Here is a 25799-nt window from a genome sequence, read left to right on the forward strand (position 1 = left end):
AGCCGACTTCCGCCGATCCGCTCAGCCCGCCCGATGCCCCGGCTCGATCCGTCCGGGCCCGGCCGGCTCCGCGGCCCCGACCGCCGGAGCCCCGACCGCCGGACCCCGCCCGGTGTGCCGAACCCACGACCGGATCCCGGCCCTGCGGCTCGCGCGTGCCGAACGTCCGGGCGAGGGCCGCGCCCGGACGGGGAGGGGTGCCCGGGCCCTCAGGGCCCGGGCCGGGGATCAGCCTCCGTACGCGCCGGACGCCGTCAGCCGCAGCGCGGTGTCGATCAGCGGCACATGGCTGAACGCCTGCGGGAAGTTGCCCACCAGCCGCTGGTTGCGCGAGTCCCACTCCTCGGACAGCAGCCCGAGGTCGTTGCGGAGCGCGAGCAGCTTCTCGAAGAGCTTCCGGGCCTCGTCCACCCGGCCGATCATCGCCAGGTCGTCGGCGAGCCAGAACGAGCAGGCCAGGAAGGCCCCTTCGTCGCCCTCGAGACCGTCCACCCCGGCGTCCTCGCCCGCGGTGGGGTAGCGCATGACGAAGCCGTCCTCGGTCGACAGCTCCCGCTGGATCGCCTCGATGGTGCCGATGACGCGCTTGTCGTCCGGCGGCAGGAAGCCCATCTGCGGGATGAGCAGCAGGGAGGCGTCCAGCTCCTTGGAGCCGTAGGACTGGGTGAAGGTGTTGCGCTCGGCGTCGTAGCCCTTCTCGCAGACCTCCCGGTGGATCTCGTCGCGCAGCTCCCGCCAGCGGTCCAACGGGCCGTCCACATCGCCGGATTCGATCAGCTTGACGGTGCGGTCGACCGCGACCCAGGCCATCACCTTGGAGTGCACGAAGTGCCGGCGCGGGCCGCGCACCTCCCAGATGCCCTCGTCCGGCTCGTCCCAGTGGTCCTCGAGGTAGCCGATCAGCTTCAGCTGGAGGATGCTCGCGTAGTCGTTGCGCGCCAGACCCGTCATATGGGCCAGGTGCAGCGCCTCGGTGACCTCGCCGTAGACATCGAGCTGGACCTGGCCCGCCGCGCCGTTGCCGACCCGGACCGGCTGGGAGTTCTCATAGCCGGGCAGCCAGGTCAGCTCGGCCTCGGCCAACTCCCGCTCGCCCGCGATGCCGTACATGATCTGGAGGTTCTCCGGATCGCCCGCGACCGCGCGCAGCAGCCATTCGCGCCAGGCGCGCGCCTCCTCGCGGTAGCCGGTGCGCAGCAGCGAGGAGAGGGTGATCGCCGCGTCCCGCAGCCAGGTGAAGCGGTAGTCCCAGTTCCGGACGCCGCCGATCTCCTCCGGGAGGGAGGTGGTGGGCGCCGCGACGATGCCGCCGGTGGGGGCGTACGTCAGCGCCTTGAGCGTGATCAGCGAGCGGACCACCGCGTCCCGGTAGGGGCCGTGGTACGTGCACTGCTCGACCCACTCCCGCCAGAACGCCTCGGTGGCCTCCAGCGCGACCTCCGGCTCGGGCAGCGCGGGCGGCTCGTTGTGCGAGGGCTGCCAGCTGATGGTGAAGGCGATCCGGTCACCGGGGCCCACCGTGAAGTCGGAGTAGGTGGTGAGGTCCTTGCCGTAGGTGTCGGCCTCGGTGTCCAGCCACACCGAGTCCGGACCCGCCACGGCGACGGTCCGGGTGTCCACCCTGTGCACCCAGGGCACGACCCAGCCGTAGGAGAACCGCATCCGCAGCGACGAGCGCATGGGCACCCGGCCGCTGACCCCCTCGACGATCCGCACCAGTTGCGGGGCGCCGTCACGCGGCGGCATGAAGTCGATCACACGGACCGTGCCACGCGGAGTGTCCCACTCCGACTCCAGGACCAGCGAGTCGCCGCGGTAGCGGCGGCGGTCGGCGGCGGGCGGCTCGCTCCCCGTGGGGGAGGCGGGCCCCAGCCGCCAGAAGCCGTGTTCCTCGGTCCCCAGCAGACTGGCGAAGACGGCATGGGAGTCGAAGCGAGGCAGGCACAGCCACTCAACCGTCCCGTCTCTACAGACGAGAGCGGCCGTCTGCATATCACCAATCAGTGCGTAATCCTCGATACGCCCGGCCACGTGCATTCCCCATTCGAACGGCCGTATTGCCCCGGAGGGCGCTTCTTACGGTCTCGGAAAATTCTGACGAGCTCTTGTACCGGGGGCGTGCTGGTGGTGCCGTGCCGGGGTGGCTCGCATGCGTGCGTCCGAAGAGGATACGACGGCGAGCGGTGATCCGCTTGAGCCCGTCCACATCGTGGCTCGCATCTCGCGCCCGATCGGGTGGCCAGGTCACGCATGGTGTTCGGGCGATTGCGCAGACCGATCGCGGGAACCAGGTCATCAGCGACCGCTCCGGGGCGCTGATACCCTGGTAGCCCGTGGAGCGGCGGGCACAAAACCCCCGAACCTCAGCGACGGCTCCCCCGGACCCCGGAACGGCTGCCGTACGCACACTCACGACGCGACCACGGGAGCCCCCTCTTGGCCATTGCCGCTAAACCCATGACGACCAAGCACCTCTTCGTCACCGGGGGTGTCGCTTCCTCACTCGGCAAGGGCCTTACCGCCTCCAGTCTGGGGGCTCTGCTGAAGGCGCGCGGGCTGCGCGTCACCATGCAGAAGCTCGATCCGTATCTGAATGTCGATCCGGGCACGATGAACCCCTTTCAGCACGGCGAGGTGTTCGTCACCAACGACGGCGCGGAGACCGATCTGGACATCGGCCACTACGAGCGCTTCCTCGACGTCGACCTGGACGGCTCGGCCAACGTGACCACCGGCCAGGTCTACTCCACCGTAATCGCCAAGGAGCGGCGCGGTGAGTACCTCGGGGACACGGTGCAGGTCATCCCGCACATCACCAACGAGATCAAGCACCGCATCCGGCGCATGGCCACCGACGACGTGGACGTCGTCATCACCGAGGTCGGCGGCACCGTCGGCGACATCGAGTCGCTGCCCTTCCTGGAGGCCGTCCGCCAGGTCCGGCACGAGGTCGGCCGGGACAACGTCTTCGTGGTGCACATCTCACTGCTGCCCTACATCGGCCCGTCCGGCGAGCTGAAGACCAAGCCCACCCAGCACTCGGTGGCCGCGCTGCGCAGCATCGGCATCCAGCCGGACGCGATCGTGCTGCGAGCCGACCGCGAGGTCCCGACCTCCATCAAGCGCAAGATCTCGCTGATGTGCGACGTGGACGACGCGGCCGTGGTCGCCGCCATCGACGCCAAGTCGATCTACGACATCCCGAAGGTGCTGCACTCCGAGGGCCTGGACGCCTACGTCGTCCGCAAGCTGGATCTGCCCTTCCGCGACGTGGACTGGACCGAGTGGGACGATCTGCTGGAGCGGGTCCACCAGCCCGACCACGAGGTCACCGTGGCGCTCGTCGGCAAGTACATCGACCTGCCCGACGCCTATCTCTCCGTCACCGAGGCGCTGCGCGCCGGCGGCTTCGCCAACAGCGCCCGCGTCAAGATCAAGTGGGTCACCTCCGACGACTGCAAGACGGCGGCGGGCGCCCGCGAGCAGCTCGATGGCGTGGACGCGGTCTGCATCCCCGGCGGCTTCGGCGACCGCGGGGTGATCGGCAAGGTCGGCGCGATCACCTACGCCCGGGAGAACAAGATCCCGCTGCTGGGCCTCTGTCTCGGGCTCCAGTGCATCGTCATCGAGGCCGCGCGGAACCTCGCGGGCATCGAGGGCGCCAACTCCACCGAGTTCGAGCCCGCCACCACCGACCCGGTGATCTCCACCATGGCCGAGCAGCTCGACATCGTCGCGGGCGAGGGCGACATGGGCGGCACCATGCGGCTGGGCATGTACCCGGCCAAGCTGGCCGAGGGCTCGATCGTCCGCGAGGTCTACGACAACCAGCCGTATGTCGAGGAGCGCCACCGCCACCGCTACGAGGTCAACAACTCCTACCGCGGTGAGCTGGAGAAGAAGGCCGGAATCGTCTTCTCCGGCACCTCCCCCGACAACAAGCTCGTGGAGTACGTGGAGTACCCGCGGGAGGCCCACCCCTATCTGGTCGGCACCCAGGCCCACCCCGAGCTGCGCTCCCGCCCGACCCGTCCGCACCCGCTCTTCGCGGGCCTGGTGAAAGCGGCGGTCCTGCGACAGACCGCAGCTCACACCCGGGGTGCGGGCGTCTGACCGCTACGGTTGACGGGGGCGGGCGGCCGGTGCGGCCCCACCGCCCCGTCACCGCACGTGGAAAGGACGCTGAGACAAGCATGCGCATCCAGGACACTCCCGAGGAATGGCAGGTCACCGCCACCGCCACGCCGTTCACCGGCAACAAGACGAGCGTGCGCACGGACGAGGTGGAGATGCCCGACGGCAGCCGGGTCAAGCGCGACTACCAGGTCCACCCAGGCTCCGTCGCCGTCCTCGCCCTGGACGAGGACGGCCGGGTGATCGTGCTGCGGCAGTACCGGCACCCGGTCCGCCAGCGGCTGTGGGAGATCCCGGCCGGACTCCTGGACATCCCCGGTGAGAACCCGCTGCACGCCGCCCAGCGGGAGCTGTACGAGGAGGCGCACGTCAAGGCCGAGGACTGGCGCGTGCTCGTCGATGTCTACACCTCGCCCGGCGGCTGTGACGAGGCCGTGCGGATCTTCCTCGCCCGGGAGGTCTCCGCAGCCGAGGGCGAGCGGTTCGAGGTCTCCGAGGAGGAGGCCGACATGGAGCTCGCCCGGGTCTCGCTTGAGGAGCTGGTGCGCGGCGCCCTCGTGGGCGAGCTGCACAACAACTGCCTCGCGGTCGGCGCGCTGGCGCTGCACGCCGCGCTCGCCGGTGACGGCATCGACGCCCTCCGCCCCGCCGACGCCCCCTGGCCGGCCCGGCCCTTCGCCGCATAGGCGCAACGGAACCGGCGCACAGGCCCGACGGAACCGGCGCACAGGCCCGACGGAACCGGCGCGCGGGTCCGACGGAACTGGCGCGTAGGCCCGACGGAACCGGCGCGCGGGCCCGACGGAACCGCCGCGTAGGCACCACGGAACCAGCGCACAGGCCCGCGGAGACGGCGCGCGGGCCCGCCGCGCCGACGCCTGGCCCGTGGAACCGGCGCCTGGGGCCCGCCCGGGTCCGGTGAAGATCCGATGGAGTGATTTTCGGTCCGTGCTGTGGGCCGCGAGTGCCGGGTACCTGACGCGGAGTGAACTACGCTCATAGTGAGCCGAAGGGGCTCGTACGCGCAGGTGGACGGGAGTGGGCCCGTGGCTGAGCAGGCGGTCGACACCGATGGGGGGCCGGCGGCCCCCCAAGAGCGGCAGCCGTCGTCCGCCGCGCCCGCTTCGCCCGCTTCGCCCGCTTCCGGCCGTCCGTCCCAGGACGATCCGACGGTCTCCTCCGACACCCCGCCCCGGCAGCGCCGCGCCGCGAGTGCCGGAACCGGGCGCGCGGACGCTCAGGACGGCGGGGTGTGGAGCGGGGCGACCCGGGCCGTGCTGTTCGCGGCGGCGGCCTCCGTGGGGCGGGGGTTCGCCGGGCGGCGGCGGGAGCTGCTCGCGCTGCGGGCCGATATCGAGCGCGCGGGCCTGGACACCCTCGCCGGCCGCAAGGCCGCCCGCAGCCGGGTGCTGCTGATCGCGGGCCGCCCCGGCTGGGGCCGTACGGCGCTGGCCGAGGAGCTCGCCAGGCGGCTCGCCGACGACTATCCCGACGGAGTGCTCGGAGCCCGGCTGACGACCTCCGCCGGAGACCCCGTTCCCACCGAGCGCACCGCCCGCGAGCTGCTCGGACGGCTCGGTGTGACCGCCCCGCCCGGCGCGGACGAGGACGATCTGAGCGAGGCGCTGCGCGCGGCGCTCGACGGCAAGCGGGTGCTGCTGCTGCTCGACGACGTGGCCGGGGCCGAGCAGGTGGACGCGCTGCTGCCCGATGAGCCCGGCTGTCTGGTGGTCGCCGTCTCGCGCGGCCCGCTGACCGGGGTGCCGGATGTGCGGCCGTGCACGGTGGGCGGGCTGGATGTGAGCGCGGCGGTCGGGCTGCTGGCGCAGTACACCGGCCCCACCCGGATCACCTGCGACCCGGTGGCCGCGCAGTCCCTGGTCGAGGAGTGCGCGGGGCAGCCCGCCGCGCTCGTCCTGGTCGGCGGCTGGCTCGCCGCCTGCCCCCAGGCGTCGGTCGCCGACGCCCTGGCCCGGCTGCGCGAACTGCCGCCGGACGAGGGCGACCTCGACCACGGCGCCCGCCCCCTGACCCGCGCCTTCCGGCTGGCCTTCGCCGCGCTGCCGTCCGCCGTCGCCCGGATGCTGCGGCTGCTGGTGCTGGTGCCCGGCGGCTCGGCCGACGCCCAGATCGCCTCCGCGCTGGCCGGGTGCTCGGTGGCCGACGGCGAGGCGGCGCTGGAGGGCTTCGCCGCGTACGGGATGCTGCGCCCGCGCGGACCGGGGCGCTACCAGGTGCCCGGCTGCCTCTATCCGCTGCTGCGGGACCGGCTGGCGGCCGAGGAGCGCCCGGCGGAGGTGGAGCTGGCGCGGGCGCGGATGCTGGAGCGGACCGTACGGCAGCTGCACGCGTGCCGGCTGGCCGCCGACCCCGCCGGTTCGCCGGGCCGTAAGAAGCTGGCCGGGATGCCGAAGCCGCTGCGGTTTTCGTCGTCGGCGGAGGCGGCCGGCTGGCTGGAGGAGCGGCTGCCCACGCTGATCGAGGCCGCCCGGCTGGCCGTGGAGACCGGCCGACTCGACACCCTGGCACGGCGGTTGGTGGCCGCGCTGACCCACGCCCTGACCGCCCACCGGGGCGCCGCGGGTGCCGCGGTGGAGCTGTACGGGCTGCATCAGCTGGTGCTGGACGTGGCCCGGCGCCGCGACCTGCCGGTGGAGCGGGCGGCCGCGCTGCTGAACCTCGGGGATCTGGACGGCGGGGCGGGCCGGGTGGACAAGGCCCTCGCCCGCTACAAGAGCGCCCTGGAGGCGGCCCGCGCCTCGGGCGATCCGTATACGACCGGCCGCGCGCTGGAGTCGATCGGCGGCACATACGAGGAGCTGGAGGACTGGCACCGGGCGGCCGACTGGTACGGACGCGCCCTGGAGCTGCGGCTGAGCCGCCGCGATCTGCCCGCGGCCGCCCGGCTGTACGCACGGCTCGGCACCGTCCACGGCTACGCGGGGAAGTGGGGCGAGGCGCTGCGCGACTGGCGTGCCGCATCGGCCGCCTGCCGCCGCGCCGGGGACCGGCCGGGGTACGCACGGGCGCTCGGCGGCACCGCGGAGGCCCAGGAGCGCGCGGGGCGGCCGAAGGAGGCGCTGCGCACCTGGGCGGAGGTCGCCGCGGCCGCCCGGACCTGCGGTGACACCCGGCTGCACGCCGATCTGGCGCTGCATGTGGCGGACGCCTTGGACCGGCTCGGCGGGGATCCCGCGGTGGCCCGGTCGCTGCGCCGCACCGCCCGCAGGATCGAGGCGGACGGGGCGGAGGACACGGGTTCGTCATCTCAGAGTGACGAGAGAAACCCAGCCGACCTACGAAATCAGTAGTGGTGCTCCAAAAGATTGGTGCATTGCAAGGCTAGACAGTGCGAGGTCCTTCATTAGACTGGCTGTACCGCGATTGTTGCGGTCGTCTCCGGCATGCGGACGCGTTCCGGTTTGCCTGTCTATGGTCGATGGTGTATCGAGCAGTGGCCGGCTATGGCGATATGTTCCTTTTCCCCCATTCAAGGACCGTGGTCGACGTGAAGGTCGGTATCCCCCGCGAGGTCAAGAACAACGAGTTCCGGGTGGCCATCACCCCCGCCGGTGTGCATGAGCTGGTCCGTGGCGGCCATGAGGTCGTCGTCGAGCGGAGCGCGGGCCTCGGCTCCTCCATCGCCGACGAGGAGTACATCGCCGCCGGTGCGCGCGTTCTCGGCACCGCCGACGAGGTGTGGTCCGCCGCCGACCTGCTGCTGAAGGTCAAGGAGCCCATCGCGGAGGAGTACCACCGGCTGCGCAAGGGCCAGACGCTCTTCACCTATCTGCATCTGGCCGCCTCCCGGGCCTGCACCGACGCGCTCCTGGAGTCCGGCACCACCGCCATCGCCTATGAGACCGTCGAGAGCGCCAACCGCGCCCTGCCGCTGCTCGCCCCGATGTCCGAGGTCGCGGGCCGGATCGCGCCGCAGGTCGGCGCGTACCACCTGATGCGCTCGGCCGGCGGCCGCGGTGTGCTGCCCGGCGGGGTGCCGGGTGTGGCCGCCGCGCGGGCCGTCGTCATCGGCGGTGGCGTCTCCGGGTGGAACGCCGCCCAGATCGCCATCGGCATGGGCTTCCACGTCACCCTGCTCGACAAGGACATCAACAAGCTGCGCGAGGCCGACCGGATCTTCGGCAACCGCGTGCGGACCATCGCCTCCAACGCCTTTGAACTGGAGAAGGCCGTCCTCGACGCCGACCTGGTCATCGGCGCGGTGCTCATCCCGGGCGCCAAGGCGCCCAAGCTGGTCACCAATGAGCTGGTGTCCCGGATGAAGCCGGGAAGTGTCCTTGTCGACATCGCGATCGACCAGGGCGGCTGCTTCGAGGACTCCCGGCCCACCACCCACGCCGAACCGACCTTCGAGGTGCACAACTCGGTCTTCTACTGCGTGGCCAACATGCCCGGCGCGGTGCCGAACACCTCCACCTACGCGCTCACCAACGCCACGCTTCCGTACATCGTGGAGCTGGCCAACCGCGGCTGGCGGGACGCGCTGCGCCGGGACGCCGCGCTGGCCAAGGGGCTCAACACCCATGAGGGCCAGGTCGTCTACGGCCCGGTGGCCGAGGCGCACGAACTGCCGGCCGTCGAGCTGGGCTCGCTGATCGGCTGAAGAACACCGGGAGTTCACCGGCCCCCGTACGACGCGCGGAGCGCACCCGGCTCCGGCCGCCGGGGCCGGTGAACTCCCGTTGCCGTTCGGTCAACCCGAACCGTCAACCACATGTCAACAACGGGCATCCGGCCGGGTCTTGTCGATGGGCGAGGCCCGGCCGAAGGCGTGTCCGCTGTGTCCCGTATCGAAGGCCGGCCATGGCTCGGCCAACTCGCCCTAAATGCAACTATTCAGACGCTTTATGCGGTGGTGAAATCTCCGCGGCACCGTTCACACGCCCTTGACATTGGGGTGTTCGATTGCCGACACATCGTGCCGTGTCCGGTGGATTGTGTTGCTGCGGACCGGTGACACGCCATAGAGTCGCCAACCGTCGGCATGGTGTCACGCTGACCTATAGAGAAATTTCCTGGTCACCAAGGAGGTAGGACGACTTGTGAATGAGTCGACATTTTCTCCCGGGGGTGGTCAACCAGGATCGGCTGCGCGGGGCCAGGGTCCCTCGGGGCTCGAGGCTGTCGGCTCCGTCGCTGTCCGTACCTTCGCAACCCACCAGAGCCCGACGACAGCCCACCAGAGCCACAGCATGGACGGCCATCACGTGAACGCCATGGCCGGCGACCAGGGGGGCACGGATCCCGCCCGCTTCGCCGACTACGACGACCTCCCCGACGGGCACTTCTACGACCCGGACGCGGAGTACGAGCCAGACCCCGAATACGCGGCCACGCTCGCGCCCGACGCTGCCCGGCAGCGCCGCGAGCGCATCGGCCCCACCGGGCGCCCGTTGCCGTACTTCCCGATTCCGGGGCCGCTGACCGATCACGGTCCTGCGAAGATCATCGCGATGTGCAACCAGAAGGGCGGGGTCGGCAAGACCACCTCCACCATCAACCTGGGCGCGGCCCTGGCCGAATACGGCCGCCGGGTCCTGCTCGTCGACTTCGACCCGCAGGGCGCCCTGTCGGTCGGCCTCGGGGTCAACCCCATGGAGCTCGACCTCACCGTCTACAACCTGCTCATGGAGCGGGGCATGTCCGCCGACGAGGTGCTGCTGAAGACGGCCGTGCCCAATATGGACCTGCTGCCCAGCAATATCGACTTGTCGGCCGCCGAGGTGCAGCTGGTGAGCGAGGTCGCCCGGGAGTCGACCCTTCAGCGCGCGCTCAAGCCGCTGATGGCCGACTACGACTACATCGTCATCGACTGTCAGCCCTCGCTCGGTCTGCTCACCGTCAACGCGCTCACCGCGGCGCACAAGGTGATCGTGCCGCTGGAGTGCGAGTTCTTCGCGCTGCGCGGTGTGGCGTTGCTCACGGAGACGATCGAGAAGGTCCAGGAGCGGCTCAACCCCGACCTGGAGCTCGACGGCATCCTCGCGACGATGTACGACTCACGCACCGTGCACAGCCGTGAGGTCCTGGCCCGCGTGGTCGAGGCGTTCGACGATCACGTCTACCACACGGTCATCGGCCGTACGGTCCGCTTCCCCGAGACCACGGTCGCGGGCGAGCCGATCACCACGTACGCGTCCAACTCCGTCGGTGCCGCCGCCTATCGTCAGCTTGCCAGGGAGGTGCTCGCCCGGTGTCACGCCGAGTGAGTCTGCCGGGAGCCGACGAACTGTTCCGCACCACGGGAGGGATGGCGCTCCAGTCCTCCTCACCCGCCTCCGGGCGCCGCCAGGCGAACGGCGAGGGCCCACGGGTGCCCCCGCCCGCCGCCGAGCCCGAGGCGGGCGGCGAGCCACGCGACGGGCAGGAGCGGCGCGCGGACGGCGAACAGTCGGGCTCCGGCGAACACACCGGACGGGAGACGGCGGCCCCCCAGGACGCGGTCGGCGAGCGGCGCCCTGCGGCCGGGGACCGGCCCAAGGGCCGCCAGGCCCAGAGCGGTTCGGCCGCGGCGGCCGAGCAGAGCGGCCAGGCCCGCCGCCGCGCCCGTGCGGCGAACCGCCGGCCCAGCGGGCGCGAGCGCCATGACGAGAAGATCACGGTCTATGTCTCCGCCGAGGAGCTGATGGACCTGGAGCACGCGCGACTGGTGCTCCGCGGCGAGCACGGGCTCGCCGTCGACCGCGGCCGGATCGTCCGCGAGGCGGTCGCGGTCGTCCTCGCCGATCTCGAGTCGCGCGGCGACGCGAGCATCCTGGTGCGCCGCCTCCGCGGCCGTTGACCGGGCTGGGCGATAGCCTGCCCGGTCGTACGGGCTGCCCCGCCCGGCCCTGAGCACCCTGGACCGCGATGCCGACGAACGACGCTCCCGCCCCGCCGCCCCGACCCCCTCGCCGCAGCCTCGGCCGGGGCCCCGGCACGGCGCCCCCCACCGCGGGCCCTGACCGTCCCACCGCGCCCCCTTCACAGCACCACGACGCACAGCACCCCGCCCCGGACGCCCCGGCCCCGCAGACGGCCCCCCAGAGCCCCGCTCCGCCGCCCGAGCCCGCCGCCCCGCCCCCGGCGGCCGGGGAGCCGCAGGACGATGCCCCAGCGGCGCCAGAGGCCCCTCCGGAGCCGGTTGCCGCGCCTGAGCCGGTTGCTGAGCCTGAGGCGGTCGCCGAGCCTGAGCCGGTCGCCGAGCCTGAGCCGGTCGCCGAGCCTGAGGCGGTCGCCGAGCCCGAGCAGATGGTCCCTGAGCGGACGGCGGTCGAGCCGACGGTGCCTGAGGCGACGGTGCCTGAGGCGACGGGGGTCGAGCCGGAGCCGGTGCACGCACGGGCCGACCTCGATGTGGCGCCCACCGCGGGCGGGCACGGCGGCGAGGCGGCAGGGGGCGAGAAGGACGCGGGCGACGGGACCGAGGAGGCGGGTGACGGCGCCGGGGCCGGGGAAGTGGGAGACGGCGGCGACCAGGGCGGGCAGGCCCGAGGCGAGCCCCCGGGCGAGACCCAAGACGATGACGGTGGCCATCGGTTCACCGTGCGGCTGGACAACTTCGAGGGGCCCTTCGACCTCCTCCTCCAGCTGATCTCCAAGCACAAGCTGGACGTCACCGAGGTCGCCCTCTCCAAGGTCACCGACGAGTTCATGGCCCATATCCGCGCCATGGGGCCGGACTGGGACCTGGACCAGACGACCGAGTTCCTCGTCGTCGCCGCGACTCTGCTGGACCTCAAGGCGGCCCGGTTGCTGCCCGCCGCCGAGGTCGAGGACGAGGCGGATCTGGCGCTGCTGGAGGCCCGCGACCTGCTCTTCGCCCGGCTGCTCCAGTACCGCGCGTACAAGCGGGTCGCGGACATCTTCAACGACCGGCTGGTGGCCGAGGCGGCCCGCCACCCCCGTACCGTCGGCCTGGAGCCGCACCACGCCGAGCTGCTCCCCGACGTCGTCATCAGCATCGGCCCCGAGGGCTTCGCCAAGCTGGCCGTCAAGGCGATGCAGCCCAAGCCCAAGCCGCAGGTCTACGTCGACCACATCCACACCCCGCTGGTCAGCGTCCGGGAGCAGGCCGAGGTGGTGGTCGCGCGGCTGCGGGAGCTGGGGGAGGCCACCTTCGCCACGCTCACCGAGGACGCCGCCGACGTCCTTACGGTCGTCGCGCGCTTCCTGGCACTCCTGGAGCTCTACCGCGAGCGCGCGGTACTCCTCGACCAGCCGGAGGCGCTCGGGGCGCTCACGGTCCGCTGGACGGGCGAGGCGGGGCAGGAGCCGCTGGTCACCGACGAGTTCGACCAGGAGACCAAGGCTCCCAAGGAGACTGCCGCGCCGCAGAAGGAGAAGGAGGAGGTACCGAGTTGACCGAGCAGCGGACACCCGCCGGGCTCTCCGAGGTCGCCGAGCTGGACCTCAAGCCCGCCCTGGAGGCCGTCCTCATGGTCGTCGACGAGCCCGCCACCGAGGAACACCTGGCCAAGGTGCTGGCGCGGCCGCGCCGCGCCGTCGCGGACGCGCTGCGCGAGCTGGCCGACGAGTACGCGACGCAGGGCCGCGGCTTCGAGCTGCGGCTGGTCGCGGGCGGCTGGCGCTACTACACGCGCCCGGCCTACGCCGCCGCCGTCGAGGGGTTCGTCCTGGACGGTCAGCAGGCCCGGCTCACCCAGGCCGCTTTGGAAACCCTGGCGGTGGTCGCGTACCGTCAGCCGGTCAGCCGTTCCCGTGTCTCGGCCGTCCGCGGCGTCAACTGCGATGGCGTGATGCGGACCCTCCTCCAGCGGGGCCTGGTCGAGGAGGCGGGCACGGAACCCGAAACAGGTGCGATCCTGTACAGGACGACGAACTACTTCCTGGAGCGGATGGGCCTGCGGGGGCTGGACGAGCTCCCGGAGCTCGCGCCGTTCCTCCCCGAGGCGGACGCGGTCGAGGGCGAGTCCCAGGAGGGCGTGCCGTCGTTCGATCCGGACGCCATCGACGGCGATGACGCGCATGACGACGTAGAACACCGAGCCGGCAGCGGCCACTCTCAGACGGAAACTTGATGCGAAGCAGCGGCAGGAACAGCAGGGGCAGCGGTAGCGGCGGCAAGAACTACCGGGGCGCGGGGAACAGGCGCGACGAGCAGCAGCAGCGCGCCGGCCGCCCCCGCCCCGAAGAGCGCCGCTACGACGTGGGCGACGGCCCCAAGGCGGGTCCGAAGGCGGGCCCCAAAGCGGGTCCCAAGGGAGGCGGCCCCAAGGCGGGTCCCAAGGGAGGTCCTAAGGCGGGCTCCCAGGGCGGCGGCCCCAGGGGAGGCTCCCAGGGCGGCGGTCCCAGGACGGGCGGCCCCAGCGCGGGCGGCCCCAAGGCCGGTGGCGGCCGTGGCCGCAAGCCGGGCCCGGCCCGTCCGCGCGAGTACGAGGCGCAGATAGAGGAGCGCAACCGTGCCCGCCACGACAAGCCGCGGGTCAAGCTGCCGAAGACCTTCGGCGAGCAGGAGGGCGAGCGGCTCCAGAAGGTGCTCGCCCGCGCCGGTATGGGTTCCCGCCGGGCCTGTGAGGACCTGATCGACCAGGCCCGGGTCGAGGTCAACGGCAAGATCGTGACCGAGCAGGGGATGCGCGTCGACCCGGAGAAGGACGAGATCAAGGTCGACGGGCTGACCGTGGCCACCCAGTCGTACCTCTTCTTCGCGCTGAACAAGCCCGCCGGTGTCGTCTCCACCATGGAGGACCCCGACGGCCGCCAGTGCCTGGGCGACTATGTGACCAACCGCGAGACCCGGCTCTTCCACGTCGGCCGGCTGGACACCGAGACCGAGGGCATCATCCTGCTCACCAACCACGGTGAGCTGGCCCACCGCCTCACCCACCCCCGCTACGGCGTGCAGAAGACCTATCTCGCCGCCATCCAGGGCCCGCTCCCGCGCGACCTGGGCAAGCAGCTCAAGAGCGGTATCCAGCTGGAGGACGGCTACGCCCGCGCCGACCACTTCCGCGTGGTGCAGAACACCGGCAAGAACTACCTGGTCGAGGTGAGCCTGCACGAGGGCCGTAAGCACATCGTGCGGCGGATGCTCGCCGAGGCCGGTTTCCCGGTCGACAAGCTGGTGCGGACGGCCTTCGGCCCGATCGCACTCGGCGACCAGAAGTCCGGCTGGCTGCGCCGGCTGACCAACACCGAGGTCGGCATGCTGATGCGCGAGGTCGACCTCTGAGGCCCGGTCGCCGCTGACGCCGAGGCCCGGGGCCCGCTGACGGCCCCGGCCGCGATCCCCGGCGTCGTCAGGGGCCCGGCGTCCTCCGCGGACCGTCGGGCGTCTCGCCCAGCGGTCGCGCCGGGAGCCTGTCCGACCCGCTCGTTACGCTGATCGGGAGTGCGGCCGAACGACACGCCGCGCCCGAGGCACGACAGGCACAGCGCGCACAGGGGAGCGAGACGTGACGGTACGAGCGGTTCGTGGGGCCGTCCAGCTGGACCGGGACGAGCCGGAGCACATGCATGAGCAGGTCTCCGCGCTGCTGACCGCCATCCTGGAGCGCAACGCCCTGGACCCCGACGACCTGATCAGCGTGTGGTTCACGGCCACCCCCGATCTGCACAGCGACTTCCCCGCGGTCGCCGCCCGCAAGCTGGGCATCGCCGACGTACCGCTGATCTGCGCCCAGGAGCTGGACATCGAGGGGGCCATGCCCCGCGTCGTCCGCATCCTGGCGCATGTCGAGACCGCCCTGCCCAAGTCCGACGTCGCCCATGTCTACCTCGGCGCCGCCGCCTCCCTCCGCAAGGACATCGCCCAATGAGAACCGCCCTCGTCATCGGCACCGGCCTGATCGGCACCTCCGCCGCGCTGGCCCTGGCCGGCCGTGGCGTCCAGGTGCACCTCGCCGACCATGACGCGAGCCAGGCCCGCACCGCCGAGGCGCTCGGCGCCGGGACACAGGCCGAGCCCGAGGGGCCCGTGGACCTGGCCGTCGTCGCCGTGCCGCCCGCGTACGTGGCCGGCACGGTGGCCGATGTGCTGCGCCGCGGCCTGGCGCGCGGCGTCCTGGACGTGGCGAGCGTCAAGGGCGGTCCGCGCCGCGAGCTGGAGGCCCTCGGCTGCGAGCTGACGCGCTACATCGGCACCCATCCGATGGCGGGCCGGGAGCGCTCCGGGCCGCTGGCCGCCACCGCCGACCTCTTCGAGGGACGGCCCTGGGTGCTCACGCCCACCGGCGGCACCGACACCGAGGTGCTCAACCTGGCGCTCGAGCTCGTCGCGCTGTGCCGGGCCGTGCCCGTGGTGATGGAGGACGAGGCCCACGACCGGGCGGTGGCGCTCGTCTCGCACACCCCGCACCTGCTGTCCAGCATGGTCGCCGCGCGGCTCCAGGACGCCGATGAGACGGCCGTGCGGCTGTGCGGGCAGGGCATCCGCGACGTCACCCGGATCGCGGCCTCCGACCCCGCCATGTGGATCGACATCCTCTCCGCCAACCCCGGCCCGGTCGCCGATGTGCTCGCCGCCGTCGCCGCCGACCTCGACGAGACGGTGCGGGCGCTGCGCGCGCTCCAGTCCGCCGACGAGGCCAAGCGCGGCGACGGCGCGGCGGGCATCGAGGACGTGCTGCGCCGGGGCAACGCCGGGCGCGAGCGGGTGCCGGGCAAGCACGGCGCCGCCTCGGCCGTCTATGAGACCGTGGCGGTGCTCATCGGCGACCAGCCGGGCGAGCTGGCCCGGATCTTCGCCGACGCGGGCCGGGCGGGGGTCAACATCGAGGACGTCCGGATCGAGCACGCCACCGGGCAGCAGGCCGGTCTGATCCAGCTGGTGGTCCAGCCCTCGGCGGCCCCGGCGCTCACCAAGGCCCTGCGGGAGCGGGGATGGTCCATCCGGCAGTAGCGGCGGAGCGGACCGCCGGGCGTCCCGGCCCCGGAGGCTGTCCACAGGGGTGCGAAGCCGCCCGGGGGAAGCCAGTAACCTTGTCCGGGGCCCACATGGCCCGTTCAGCTCAGCCCCGTGCACACGAAAGGTGTCTGTCACCGTGGAAACCGCCGCCCGGACCGCCCCGGCAGCAGTGATTGTCGCGATCGACGGCCCCGCAGGCACGGGCAAGTCCAGTACCTCCAAGGCCGTCGCCGCCAAGCTGGGCCTGGGCTACCTGGACACCGGCGCCCAGTACCGGGCGATCACCTGGTGGATGGTGACCAACGGCATCGACGTCGAGGACGCCATCGCCGTGGCCGACGTCGCGGGCAAGCCCACCATCGTCTCCGGCACCGACCCGGCCGCCCCGACGATCACCGTGGACGGCACCGATGTCTCCGCGCCGATCCGCACCCAGGAGGTCACCTCGCGGGTCAGCGCGGTCAGCGCGGTGCCCGAGGTGCGGAGCGTGATCACCGAGCTCCAGCGGACCATCGCCGCCGAGGCGCCGCGCGGCATCGTGGTCGAGGGCCGGGACATCGGCACCACGGTCCTCCCGGACGCCGATGTCAAGATCTTCCTGACCGCCTCCCCGGAGGTCCGGGCGGCCCGCCGCAGCGGTGAGCTGAAGGGCAAGGAGGCCGCCGATCTGGCCGCCACCCAGGCCGCGCTGGCCAAGCGGGACGCCCTGGACTCCGGCCGTAAGACCTCGCCGCTGGCCAAGGCGGACGACGCGGTCGAGGTGGACACCTCGGAGCTCACCCTCGACCAGGTCATCGAATGTGTGGTCACCCTCGTCGAGGAGAAGCGGACGGCAGCGTGAGCGCCACCGACGCGACACTTCCCAGCGCGGCCGGGGCCGTTGTGGCGCGGCGGATCGGCATCGGCCTGATGTACGGGCTGTGGCGCCCCCGGGTGCTGGGCGCATGGCGGATCCCGTCCGCCGGGCCCGTCATCCTCGCCGGGAACCACTCCCACAACGTGGACGGCCCGATGCTGATCGGCACCTCGCCGCGGCCGGTGCACTTCCTGGTCAAGAAGGAGGCGTTCATCGGTCCGCTGGACCCGTTCCTGCGCGGTATCGGGCAGCTGAAGGTGGACCGTACGAGCGCCGACCGCACCGCGATCGGCCAGGCCCTGGGGGTGCTGGAGCGCGGCGGGGTGCTGGGGATCTTCCCGGAGGGCACCCGGGGCGACGGCGACTTCGCCTCGCTGCGCTCGGGGCTCGCGTACTTCGCGGTGCGCTCCGGCGCGCCGATCGTGCCGGTCGCGGTGCTCGGCACCGCCACCCCGCACGGCGACGGGCGGCCCAGGCCGCTGCCCCGGCTGCGCAGCAGGATCGATGTGGTGTTCGGCGACCCCTTCCAGGCGGGGGACGGCAGCGGCAGGCGGACACGGGCGGCTCTGGACCAGGCCACCGAGCGCATCCAGAAGCGGCTGGCCACGCATCTGGGCACCGCCAGGCGGCTCACCGGCCGCCCGGAACAGACATAGACCCGCGAGCCCCCAGGGGCGGCGCGCGGTACTGAGGGACGACGAGGAAATCTTCATGAACGACCAGATCCACAGCGGCGGCGACGAGCACGGGGAGCTTGGCGACGCCGAGTACGCGGAGTTCATGGAGCTCGCCGCGCAAGAGGGCTTCGACCTGTCGGACGTCGAGGGCGACCTGGCCGCGGCGGGGCACGGCCCGCTGCCGGTGCTGGCCGTCGTCGGCCGTCCCAACGTCGGCAAGTCCACCCTGGTGAACCGGATCCTGGGCCGCCGGGAGGCGGTCGTGGAGGACCGGCCGGGGGTCACCCGCGACCGGGTGACCTACGAGGCCGAATGGTCCGGCCGCCGCTTCAAGGTGGTCGACACCGGCGGCTGGGAGCAGGATGTGCTCGGCCTCGACGCGTCCGTGGCGGCCCAGGCCGAGTTCGCCATCGAGGCCGCTGACGCGGTGGTCTTCGTCGTGGACGCCACGGTGGGCGCCACCGACACCGACGAGGCCGTGGTCAAGCTGCTGCGCCGGGCCGGAAAGCCCGTGGTGCTGTGCGCCAACAAGGTTGACGGGCCCAGCGCCGAGGCCGACGCCGCGATGCTGTGGTCGCTCGGCCTCGGCGAGCCGTACCCGGTCTCCGCGCTGCACGGCCGCGGCACCGGCGACATGCTCGACGCGGTCCTGGAGGCGCTGCCCGAGGCCCCGGCCCAGACCTTCGGCGCGACGGTCGGCGGACCGCGCCGGATCGCCCTGGTCGGCCGTCCGAACGTGGGCAAGTCCTCGCTGCTCAACAAGGTCGCGGGCGAGGAGCGGGTGGTCGTCAACGAGTTGGCGGGCACCACCCGCGACCCGGTCGACGAGATGATCGAACTCGGCGGCGTCACCTGGAAGTTCGTCGACACCGCCGGTATCCGCCGCCGGGTCCACCTCCAGGAGGGCGCCGACTACTACGCCTCGCTGCGCACCGCGGCCGCCGTGGAGAAGGCGGAGGTCGCGGTCGTGCTGATCGACGCCAGTGAGTCCATCAGCGTCCAGGACCAGCGGATCATCTCGATGGCCGTCGAGGCCGGGCGCGCGCTCGTCATCGCCTACAACAAGTGGGACACCCTGGACGAGGAGCGCCGCTACTACCTCGAGCGCGAGATCGAGACGGAGCTGGTGCAGATCCAGTGGGCGCCGCGGGTCAATGTCTCGGCGCGCACCGGCCGCCATATGGAGAAGCTGGTCCCGGCGATCGAGACGGCGCTGGCCGGCTGGGAGACCCGGGTGCCGACCGGGCGGCTCAACTCCTTCCTCGGCGAGATCGTCGCCTCCCATCCGCATCCGATCCGCGGCGGGAAGCAGCCGCGGATCCTCTTCGGGACGCAGGCCGGGACCCGGCCGCCGAGGTTCGTGCTCTTCGCCTCGGGCTTCCTGGAGGCGGGCTACCGCCGCTTCATCGAGCGGCGGCTGCGCGAGGAGTTCGGCTTCGAGGGCACACCGCTCCAGATCTCGGTGCGGGTGCGCGAGAAGCGCGGCCGCAAGAGGTAACGGCGGCCGCGCCGGGAGGGTTCACGCCGACCGGGCCCGGACTCACCGTCCGGAGGAGGCCGGCGGCGGGTCGGTTCCGGCCCGCCGGACGCGCGGGGCGGCGCCACGTCAGTACGCGCGGGGCGGCGCCACGTCAGTACGTGTGGCCCCGCTCCTCGCCCCGGCCGGGCGGCAGGGCGGGGACATATCCGCGGTAGTACAGCTCGTCGGTGTGCCAGGACCCGCTGTGGCCGTCCGGGCGGCCCTGGCCGCCGCTGATCAGGCCCCGGGGCTGGCCGATGGCGGCGAACGCCACGAACTCCATGTTCTCCTCGTCCGAGCGGTCACCGGGCAGCGCCCGGAACAGCCTGCGGTACTCCGCGTACAACGCGTCGTAGATCGGCGTGGCGGAGTGGCGCCAGGGATCGTGCGCTGCCTCCAGCGCGGGGCGCATGGCCGGAATGCAGCCGTATGAGGGGGAACGGTAGGAGAGGTCGTATGCGTGCACGTATGTGCCAACGACCCGGCCGCCCGTCGGATGCGGCATCGGTGGCGAATGGGCTGCCCACCAGGGGTCGGTGAGGTCCGGAGGAAGCTCCGGGACGGCGGGGGCCATGGCGGTCATGTGCCCGCGAGCGGCATCGACGCGCCGACCAGGGCGCCGCGCGCGGCGGCCCGGTCCAGCGCCGCGCGCAGCTGGTCCTCGCGCGGCTGGGTGCCGATCGTGCCCGCGGCCGCCGCGTAGATCAGCACCCGCTGGGAGCGGCCGAGGGCGCTCCGCCAGCCCTCGCTGAGCGGCATCGGGCTGTGCGCCTGCCACCAGGCCACCGGGCGGCCGCCGCCGGGCCCCGGCATCAGCACCGCGTGCAGCTGCCCCATGGCCAGCAGCACCGACCAGCCGGGGTTGGGCGCGGGCGGCCGGCCCAGATCGACCACCGGGGCGAACCCCTGCTCGCTGAGGAGCTGGAGGAATTCATCGCCGTGCCCGGCCGAACCGGGGCGGATGATCGGCGCGGTCGGCTCCACCACCAGCGCCGGGCACGCCTCCTGACCCACCAGCACCACCCCGCTGGTCACCCCGAGCACCGCCTGCTGGGCCGCCGGTGCGTGGCCGGACGGCGCGGAGGTGTGCGAGGCGACGCCGGGCGATGCGGGCGCCACGGGCGATGGGGCCAGAACGGGGGAGGGGGCCGGCCCGGTCGGTGCGGCCGGGCCGGGGAAGTGGGACACCGCGGCATGCGGCATGGAGTCGTAGGGCGCGGAGGCGTGCGGTACGGACGGCACCGACGCCATGGACGGTGCGTGCGGCGCCTCGGCGGCCGACGGCGCGCTGTCCTCACCCGTGATGGACCGCACCGCACCGCGCAACTGGTCTTCCGAGACCGGGACGACCTGGGAGGGCACACAGGTGGCGTGCGCGAAGGCCAGCACCGCCGTCTCCTGCCCCACGAAGAGCACGGTGCTGGTCCGCTCCTGCTCGGTGTTGCCGGGGGTGCGGCAGGACGTGCAGTCGTAAGCGCCCGGGGCGTTGTCCCCGGCGAGCAGCCGGTCGGCTTCTTCGTCGCCGATCTCGGCACGTACGTCATCGCTGACGTCGAGCATGCGCGGCACGGGTGGCTCCTCGGTCTCGGTGGGCGAGCCGGGCGGTCCCCGGCTCATACGTAGACAACGGGCCATGCGGGGCGGGGGTCACGCGCCCCCGGCCGCCCCGGGGTCTGATGCGCGGTCGGGCCGGAAAGTTCCCCCGACTCCCTACCGATTTCACATCTGTTGGAGCACAAGAAGGTGATGAAACCCAACCCTGTGCCACTTTTCGGTGTCTTACACCGTGGTAGGCGGACGACACACTCGTCTGCGGGGAAGCAGTGGGATACGGGGCCGGATGCACATCTCTTTCCTTATTCACAACGCGTACGGGATCGGCGGGACGATCCGGACCACGTACAACCTGGCCCGCACCCTGGGGGAGCAGCACGATGTCGAGATCGTGTCGGTCTTCCGCCACCGCGACCAGCCGATCTTCGACCCCGGCCCGCAGGTGCGGCTCAGCCATCTCGTGGACCTCCGCAGGAACAGCCCGTCCTACGACGGCGCCGACCCGGACCACAGCCGCCCGGCGAAGGTCTTCCCCGCGACCGAGGGCCGCTACAAGCAGTACAGCGCCCTGACCGACCGCCGTATCGCCGACCATCTCCGCCGGCTGGAGGCCGATATCGTTGTCGGAACCCGCCCCGGGCTCAATGTCCACATCGCCCGGGAGGCCCGCCGGGGTCCGGTACGGGTCGGCCAGGAGCATCTGACGCTCAGCACCCACTCCAAGGGGCTGAAGCGGGCCCTGCGCGCCGTCTACCCCCGGCTGGACGCGGTGACCACCGTGACCGAGGCCGACGCCCGTACCTACCGCGACCAGATGCGGCTGCCCGGCGTACGGGTCGAGGCGGTCCCCAACAGCGTGCCCGCATCCGGTCTCGAACCCGCCGACGGCACCGGGAAATGGGTGGTCGCGGCCGGCCGGCTGGCCCCGGTCAAACGTTACGACCTGCTGATACGCGCCTTCGCGAAGGTCAGCGCGGCCCGCCCCGACTGGCGGCTGCGGATCTACGGCGGTGGGGCCCAGCACGCCAAGCTGCGCGCCCTCATCGACCAGCTGGGCCTCTACAACCACGTCTTCCTGATGGGCCCGGCCAATCCGCTCGACCCCGAGTGGGCCAAGGGCTCCATCGCCGCCGTCACCTCCAGCCTGGAGTCCTTCGGCATGACCATCGTGGAGGCGATGCGCTGCGGCCTCCCCGTGGTGTCCACCGACTGCCCGCACGGACCCGCGGAGATCATCGACAACGGGGTGGACGGCCGTCTCGTGCCCACCGGCGACACCGACGCCATCGCCGCCGCGCTGCTCGACCTCATCAACGACGACGAGCTGCGCCAGCAGATGGGGCAGGCGGCGCTGAAGGATTCGGCCCGCTTCGACCCGTCCCGGGTGGCCGGGCGTTACGAGACGCTCTTCTCCGGTCTGATCGCCCGCAGCGGACTGCGAGGCTCCCTGCACCGCGCCCGCGGCTCCCTGGTCAGCGGCGCGTTCGCCACCAAGGACTCTCTGCGGAAGGTGCGTGTCGCATGAGTGCAACGGCCCAGGCAGCGCAGCACGTCGAGGAGGACGGAATGAGTGAGGCCGCCGAGGCCGCCCCCGCCCGCGCCGACTGCGTGGCGGACTCCGCCGGTGGGCTCACCTTCCATATCGCCGACTGGGCCCGGCCCGGGCCGGGCAGCTACGACGACTGGAGCGGTGCGCTGGTGCTGCGCCGCCGGGGCGCGGCGGACGCCCCCGACGGGGAGGTGCGGCTGCCGCTTGGCCCCACCGCGGACGGCCGGCTCCAGGCCGCCCTGCCCAGCAACGTCGCCCTGCCCGAGGGCCGCTGGGACATCCATGTGGCCTACCGGGACGCCGAGCCTCAGCGGCTCGCCCCGGGCCTGAACGATCTGCGCTCGCTCGTCGACCGCCGCCCGGGGCCGAGCACATCCCCGCTGTCCGTCCGCATTCCGTACGCCACCAAACACGGCAATCTCTCGCTGCGCAGCTGGCGGCGGGCGCCGCACGCCGAGGCAGGGGAGATCCGGCTGGAGGACGACACGATGGCCGTGCGGGGGCGGCTTTACCGCGTTGCGTACCCGTCCGAGTGGCTGGGCGGGGCGGTTATCGAGGCCCGCTGCCGCAGGGGCGACGTCCCGGTGCGTACGGCAGCGCTGGAGGTGGACGGCTCGGACTTCTCCTTCGAGCTCCCCTTCGCCGAGCTCGCGCGGAGCTGGGACGGCGGCGCGGACGCCTGGGACCTGTGGCTGCGCCCGGCGGACGAGGCCATGCCCCCGGCGCGGTTGGCCCGGATCCTGGACGATGTGGCGGACAAGAAGGAGATCTTCACCTATCCGCCGCGCACGGTGGCCGGTCCGCACGGGGAGGCACAGGCCCGGCCTTACTACACCCGGGACAACGACCTGGCGGTCCGGATCGAGCCGCCCGCCTGATCCCGGGAAGGTCCGGGGGCGGATTCCGGGGCCCGGGAAGGTCCCGGAAGGGGGTTGAGGACGAAGGCTGTCCTCGACCGGTGGCAGACTCGGCCGCATGCTGGAGACCTCGGCCCGCCTGCTCCGCCTGCTCTCCCTGTTGCAGGCCCACCGCGAATGGTCCGGCGCGGATCTCGCCGACCGGCTCGGGGTCACCCCGCGCACCGTGCGCCGCGACGTCGACCGGCTGCGCGAGCTCGGCTACCCGGTGCACTCCGCGCCGGGCACCGGCGGTGGCTATCAGTTGGGCGCGGGCGCCCAACTGCCGCCGCTGCTGCTCGACGACGAGGAGGCGGTGGCGGTCGCGGTGCGGCTGCGCCAGGCCGCGGGCGGCGGGGTCGAGGGCATCGAGGAGACCTCGGTACGGGCCCTGGCCAAGCTGGAGCAGGTGCTGCCGGACCGGCTGCGCCGCCGGGTGGGCGCGTTGACCGCCTTCACCGTGCCGCTGTCCGGCTGGAGCCCCGGCCCCGGGGTGGACCCCGGGGTGCTGACCGAGCTGGCCGCCGCCTGCCGGGACTGCCATCAGCTGCGGTTCGAGTACCGCGACCACGGCGGTGCGGTCACCCGCCGCACCGCCGAACCGCACCGGCTGGTCGCCGCGCAGCGCCGCTGGTACCTCGTCGCCTGGGATGTCGACCGCGCCGACTGGCGTACGTACCGGGCCGACCGGATCACCCCGACCCCGCCGCACGGCCCCCGCTTCACCCCGCGCCGTCCGCCCGCCGACGACATCGCCGCCTATGTGGCCCGGGGCATCACCACCACCGTCTACGCCCAGCGGGCCACCGTGCTGCTGCGGGTGCCCGCCGAGCGGGCGGCCGAGCGGTTCCCGCCCTCGGTAGGGGTGCTGGAGGCCGTCGACGAGCACAGCTGTCTGCTGCGCACCGGCGCCCACGGCCCCGATGTGCTGGTGCTCCATATCGTGCTGAGCGGCTTCGACTTCGAAGTGCGCGAGCCGGTGGAGCTGAACGACCGCATCCGGGAGATCAGGGACCGCCTGGACCGGGCCCTGGGCTGAGCGGGCCCGGCGGCCCGAGCCGCTGGTCCCGCTGCCGCTCCAGGCGCGCCACCTCGGGGTGGTTCAGATCGAAGGCGGGCGATTCAGAACGGATCCGGGGGAGCGCGGTGAAGTTCTGCCGGGGCGGCGGACAGGAGGTCACCCACTCCAGTGAGCGGCCGAACCCCCAGGGGTCGTCGACCTCCACCTTCTTCCCGTACTTGGCCGTCTTCCAGACGTTGTAGAGGAACGGAAGCGTCGACAGGCCCAGCAGGAAGGCGCCGATCGTGGAGACGGTGTTGAGCGCGGTGAAGCCGTCCGCCGCCAGGTAGTCGGCGTAGCGGCGCGGCATCCCCTCCACCCCCAGCCAGTGCTGCACCAGGAAGGTGGTGTGGAAGCCGGTGAACAGCGTCCAGAAGTGGATCCGGGCCAGCCGCTCGTCCAGCAGCTTCCCGGTGAACTTCGGCCACCAGAAGTAGAACCCCGCGAACATCGCGAAGACGACCGTGCCGAAGACCACGTAGTGGAAGTGGGCCACGACGAAGTAAGTGTCCGTGACATGGAAGTCCATCGGCGGTGAGGCCAGGATGACGCCGGTGAGCCCGCCGAAGAGGAAGCTCACCAGGAAGCCGACCGCCCACAGCATCGGCGCCTCCAGGGACACCGAGCCGCCCAGCATGGTGCCGATCCAGTTGAAGAACTTCACCCCGGTCGGCACCGCGATCAGAAACGACGTCAGGGAGAAGAAGGGCAGCAGAACCGCTCCGGTGGCGAACATATGGTGGGCCCAGACCACCATCGACAGCCCGGTGATGGCCATGGTCGCGCCGATCAGCGTCACATAGCCGAAGATCGGCTTGCGTGAGAAGACCGGGATGATCTCGGTGATGATGCCGAAGAACGGCAGCGCGATGATGTAGACCTCGGGATGGCCGAAGAACCAGAAGAGGTGCTGCCACAGCAGCGGGCCGCCGTACCGGGCGTCGAAGACCACCGCTCCGAACCGCCGGTCCGCCTCCAGCGCCAGCAGCGCCGCCGCCAGCACCGGGAACGCCATCAGGATCATGATCGAGGTGAAGAGGGTGTTCCAGGTGAAGATCGGCATCCGGAACATCGTCATGCCCGGTGCGCGCATCGCCATGATGGTGGTCAGGAAGTTCACCGCGCCCAGGATCGTCCCGAAGCCCGCCAGCGCCAGCCCCATGATCCACAGATCGGCGCCGATACCGGGGGAGCGGATCGCGCTGTTGAGCGGCGCGTAGGCGGTCCAGCCGAAGTCCGCGGTGCCCCCGGGCACCGCCAGACCGGCCAGCACCATCAGCCCGCCGAACAGATACAGCCAGTACGACAGCATGTTGAGGCGCGGGAAGGCCACATCGGGCGCGCCGATCTGGAGCGGCATGATCTCGTTGGCGAATCCCGCGAAGGCCGGGGTCGCGAACAGCAGCAGCATGATCGTGCCATGCAGGGTGAACGCCTGGTTGAACTCCTCCTGCGAGACGATCTGGAGGCCCGGACGTGCCAGCTCGGCGCGCATCACCATCGCCAGCACACCGCCGACCAGGAAGAAGCCGAACGACGAGATCAGATACAGATGCCCGATCTTCTTGTGGTCGGTGGTGGTGAGCCAGTCCGTGAGCACACTGCCCTGTCGCGTCACCGGTGCCGGACCGGCGGCCCGCGCGGTGCCTGTCGCCATCGGGACTCCTCCGTGTCTGGGCAGATAT

General features: G+C 72.2%; 21 protein-coding genes. 17 read left to right on the plus strand and 4 right to left on the minus strand.

Translation table 11 applies throughout. From position 1 onward, the window contains the following. Positions 1–228: 228 nt before the first annotated feature. Positions 229–2037 carry a glycoside hydrolase family 15 protein gene (locus tag AB0E24_RS26805; protein ID WP_069868757.1) on the minus strand — a complete coding sequence of 603 codons (1809 nt, stop codon included), beginning with the start codon at positions 2035–2037 and terminating at the stop codon, positions 229–231. Between the two features lie 420 nt (positions 2038–2457). Between AB0E24_RS26805 and pyrG the strand changes: the two genes are divergently transcribed. From pyrG to der, 14 genes are all read left to right on the plus strand, one after another. Beyond that, positions 2458–4113: a CTP synthase gene (gene pyrG, locus AB0E24_RS26810; protein WP_069868759.1), complete on the plus strand. Its 1656-nt coding sequence runs from the start codon at positions 2458–2460 to the stop codon at positions 4111–4113. 80 nt (positions 4114–4193) lie between these two features. Beyond that, on the plus strand, positions 4194–4820 hold the full coding sequence (locus tag AB0E24_RS26815) for an NUDIX domain-containing protein (protein WP_069868761.1): 627 nt from the start codon (positions 4194–4196) through the stop codon (positions 4818–4820). A 360-nt stretch (positions 4821–5180) separates the two neighbouring features. Continuing rightward, positions 5181–7445, plus strand: a complete 2265-nt coding sequence (locus AB0E24_RS26820; protein ID WP_435865323.1) for a tetratricopeptide repeat protein — start codon at positions 5181–5183, stop codon at positions 7443–7445. 197 nt (positions 7446–7642) lie between these two features. Then, positions 7643–8758 (plus strand): alanine dehydrogenase, encoded by a 1116-nt coding sequence (gene ald / locus AB0E24_RS26825; RefSeq protein ID WP_359380716.1) that lies wholly within the window; start codon positions 7643–7645, stop codon positions 8756–8758. 589 nt (positions 8759–9347) lie between these two features. Then, positions 9348–10364 carry a ParA family protein gene (locus AB0E24_RS26830; protein WP_020872375.1) on the plus strand — a complete coding sequence of 339 codons (1017 nt, stop codon included), beginning with the start codon at positions 9348–9350 and terminating at the stop codon, positions 10362–10364. Next, positions 10349–10936, plus strand: coding sequence for a hypothetical protein (locus AB0E24_RS26835; RefSeq protein ID WP_079153383.1), 588 nt, complete (start codon positions 10349–10351; stop codon positions 10934–10936). Before AB0E24_RS26830 ends, AB0E24_RS26835 begins: the two co-directional genes overlap by 16 nt. Before the next feature lie 68 nt (positions 10937–11004). Beyond that, the gene (locus AB0E24_RS26840; protein ID WP_359380721.1) at positions 11005–12498 is read left to right on the plus strand and encodes a segregation and condensation protein A; all 1494 of its coding nucleotides are present in this window, start codon (positions 11005–11007) and stop codon (positions 12496–12498) included. Next, positions 12495–13175, plus strand: a complete 681-nt coding sequence (gene scpB / locus AB0E24_RS26845; protein WP_079257126.1) for an SMC-Scp complex subunit ScpB — start codon at positions 12495–12497, stop codon at positions 13173–13175. Before AB0E24_RS26840 ends, scpB begins: the two co-directional genes overlap by 4 nt. Continuing rightward, entirely contained in the window at positions 13175–14329 is a 1155-nt protein-coding gene (locus AB0E24_RS26850; protein WP_069868771.1) for a pseudouridine synthase, read from the plus strand. The genes scpB and AB0E24_RS26850 overlap by 1 nt, the downstream gene beginning before the upstream one ends. A 223-nt stretch (positions 14330–14552) precedes the next feature. Beyond that, entirely contained in the window at positions 14553–14915 is a 363-nt protein-coding gene (aroH, locus tag AB0E24_RS26855; RefSeq protein WP_069868773.1) for a chorismate mutase, read from the plus strand. Beyond that, complete coding sequence (locus AB0E24_RS26860; protein WP_069868775.1) at positions 14912–15997, plus strand: prephenate dehydrogenase; 1086 nt, start codon at positions 14912–14914, stop codon at positions 15995–15997. The genes aroH and AB0E24_RS26860 overlap by 4 nt, the downstream gene beginning before the upstream one ends. A 142-nt stretch (positions 15998–16139) precedes the next feature. Continuing rightward, positions 16140–16844 carry a (d)CMP kinase gene (gene cmk / locus AB0E24_RS26865; RefSeq protein WP_251773649.1) on the plus strand — a complete coding sequence of 235 codons (705 nt, stop codon included), beginning with the start codon at positions 16140–16142 and terminating at the stop codon, positions 16842–16844. Beyond that, positions 16802–17515, plus strand: a complete 714-nt coding sequence (locus tag AB0E24_RS26870) for a lysophospholipid acyltransferase family protein (RefSeq protein WP_069868778.1) — start codon at positions 16802–16804, stop codon at positions 17513–17515. Before cmk ends, AB0E24_RS26870 begins: the two co-directional genes overlap by 43 nt. Positions 17516–17570: 55 nt before the next feature. Beyond that, positions 17571–19034 (plus strand): ribosome biogenesis GTPase Der, encoded by a 1464-nt coding sequence (der, locus tag AB0E24_RS26875; RefSeq protein WP_069868780.1) that lies wholly within the window; start codon positions 17571–17573, stop codon positions 19032–19034. Positions 19035–19167: 133 nt separating this feature from the next. Here the strand turns inward: der and AB0E24_RS26880 are convergent, their stop codons facing one another. After that, complete coding sequence (locus tag AB0E24_RS26880; protein ID WP_079153419.1) at positions 19168–19467, minus strand: hypothetical protein; 300 nt, start codon at positions 19465–19467, stop codon at positions 19168–19170. A 167-nt stretch (positions 19468–19634) separates the two neighbouring features. Further along, complete coding sequence (locus AB0E24_RS26885) at positions 19635–20624, minus strand: DUF8842 C-terminal domain-containing protein (RefSeq protein WP_079257124.1); 990 nt, start codon at positions 20622–20624, stop codon at positions 19635–19637. 271 nt (positions 20625–20895) lie between these two features. Here AB0E24_RS26885 and AB0E24_RS26890 point away from each other — a divergent pair, with 271 nt between their 5' ends. From AB0E24_RS26890 to AB0E24_RS26900, 3 genes are all read left to right on the plus strand, one after another. Beyond that, complete coding sequence (locus AB0E24_RS26890; RefSeq protein ID WP_079257123.1) at positions 20896–22134, plus strand: glycosyltransferase family 4 protein; 1239 nt, start codon at positions 20896–20898, stop codon at positions 22132–22134. 41 nt (positions 22135–22175) lie between these two features. Continuing rightward, on the plus strand, positions 22176–23036 hold the full coding sequence (locus AB0E24_RS26895) for a hypothetical protein (RefSeq protein ID WP_359380971.1): 861 nt from the start codon (positions 22176–22178) through the stop codon (positions 23034–23036). 97 nt (positions 23037–23133) lie between these two features. Continuing rightward, positions 23134–24093: a helix-turn-helix transcriptional regulator gene (locus AB0E24_RS26900; protein WP_100807643.1), complete on the plus strand. Its 960-nt coding sequence runs from the start codon at positions 23134–23136 to the stop codon at positions 24091–24093. On the opposite strand, the gene ctaD is transcribed toward AB0E24_RS26900, so the two are convergent. Beyond that, positions 24062–25771 (minus strand): aa3-type cytochrome oxidase subunit I, encoded by a 1710-nt coding sequence (gene ctaD, locus AB0E24_RS26905; RefSeq protein WP_251773647.1) that lies wholly within the window; start codon positions 25769–25771, stop codon positions 24062–24064. The genes AB0E24_RS26900 and ctaD overlap by 32 nt on opposite strands. Positions 25772–25799: the final 28 nt, after the last annotated feature.

This window comes from Streptomyces malaysiensis subsp. malaysiensis, from assembly GCF_040653035.1.
GTDB lineage: Bacteria > Actinomycetota > Actinomycetes > Streptomycetales > Streptomycetaceae > Streptomyces > Streptomyces malaysiensis.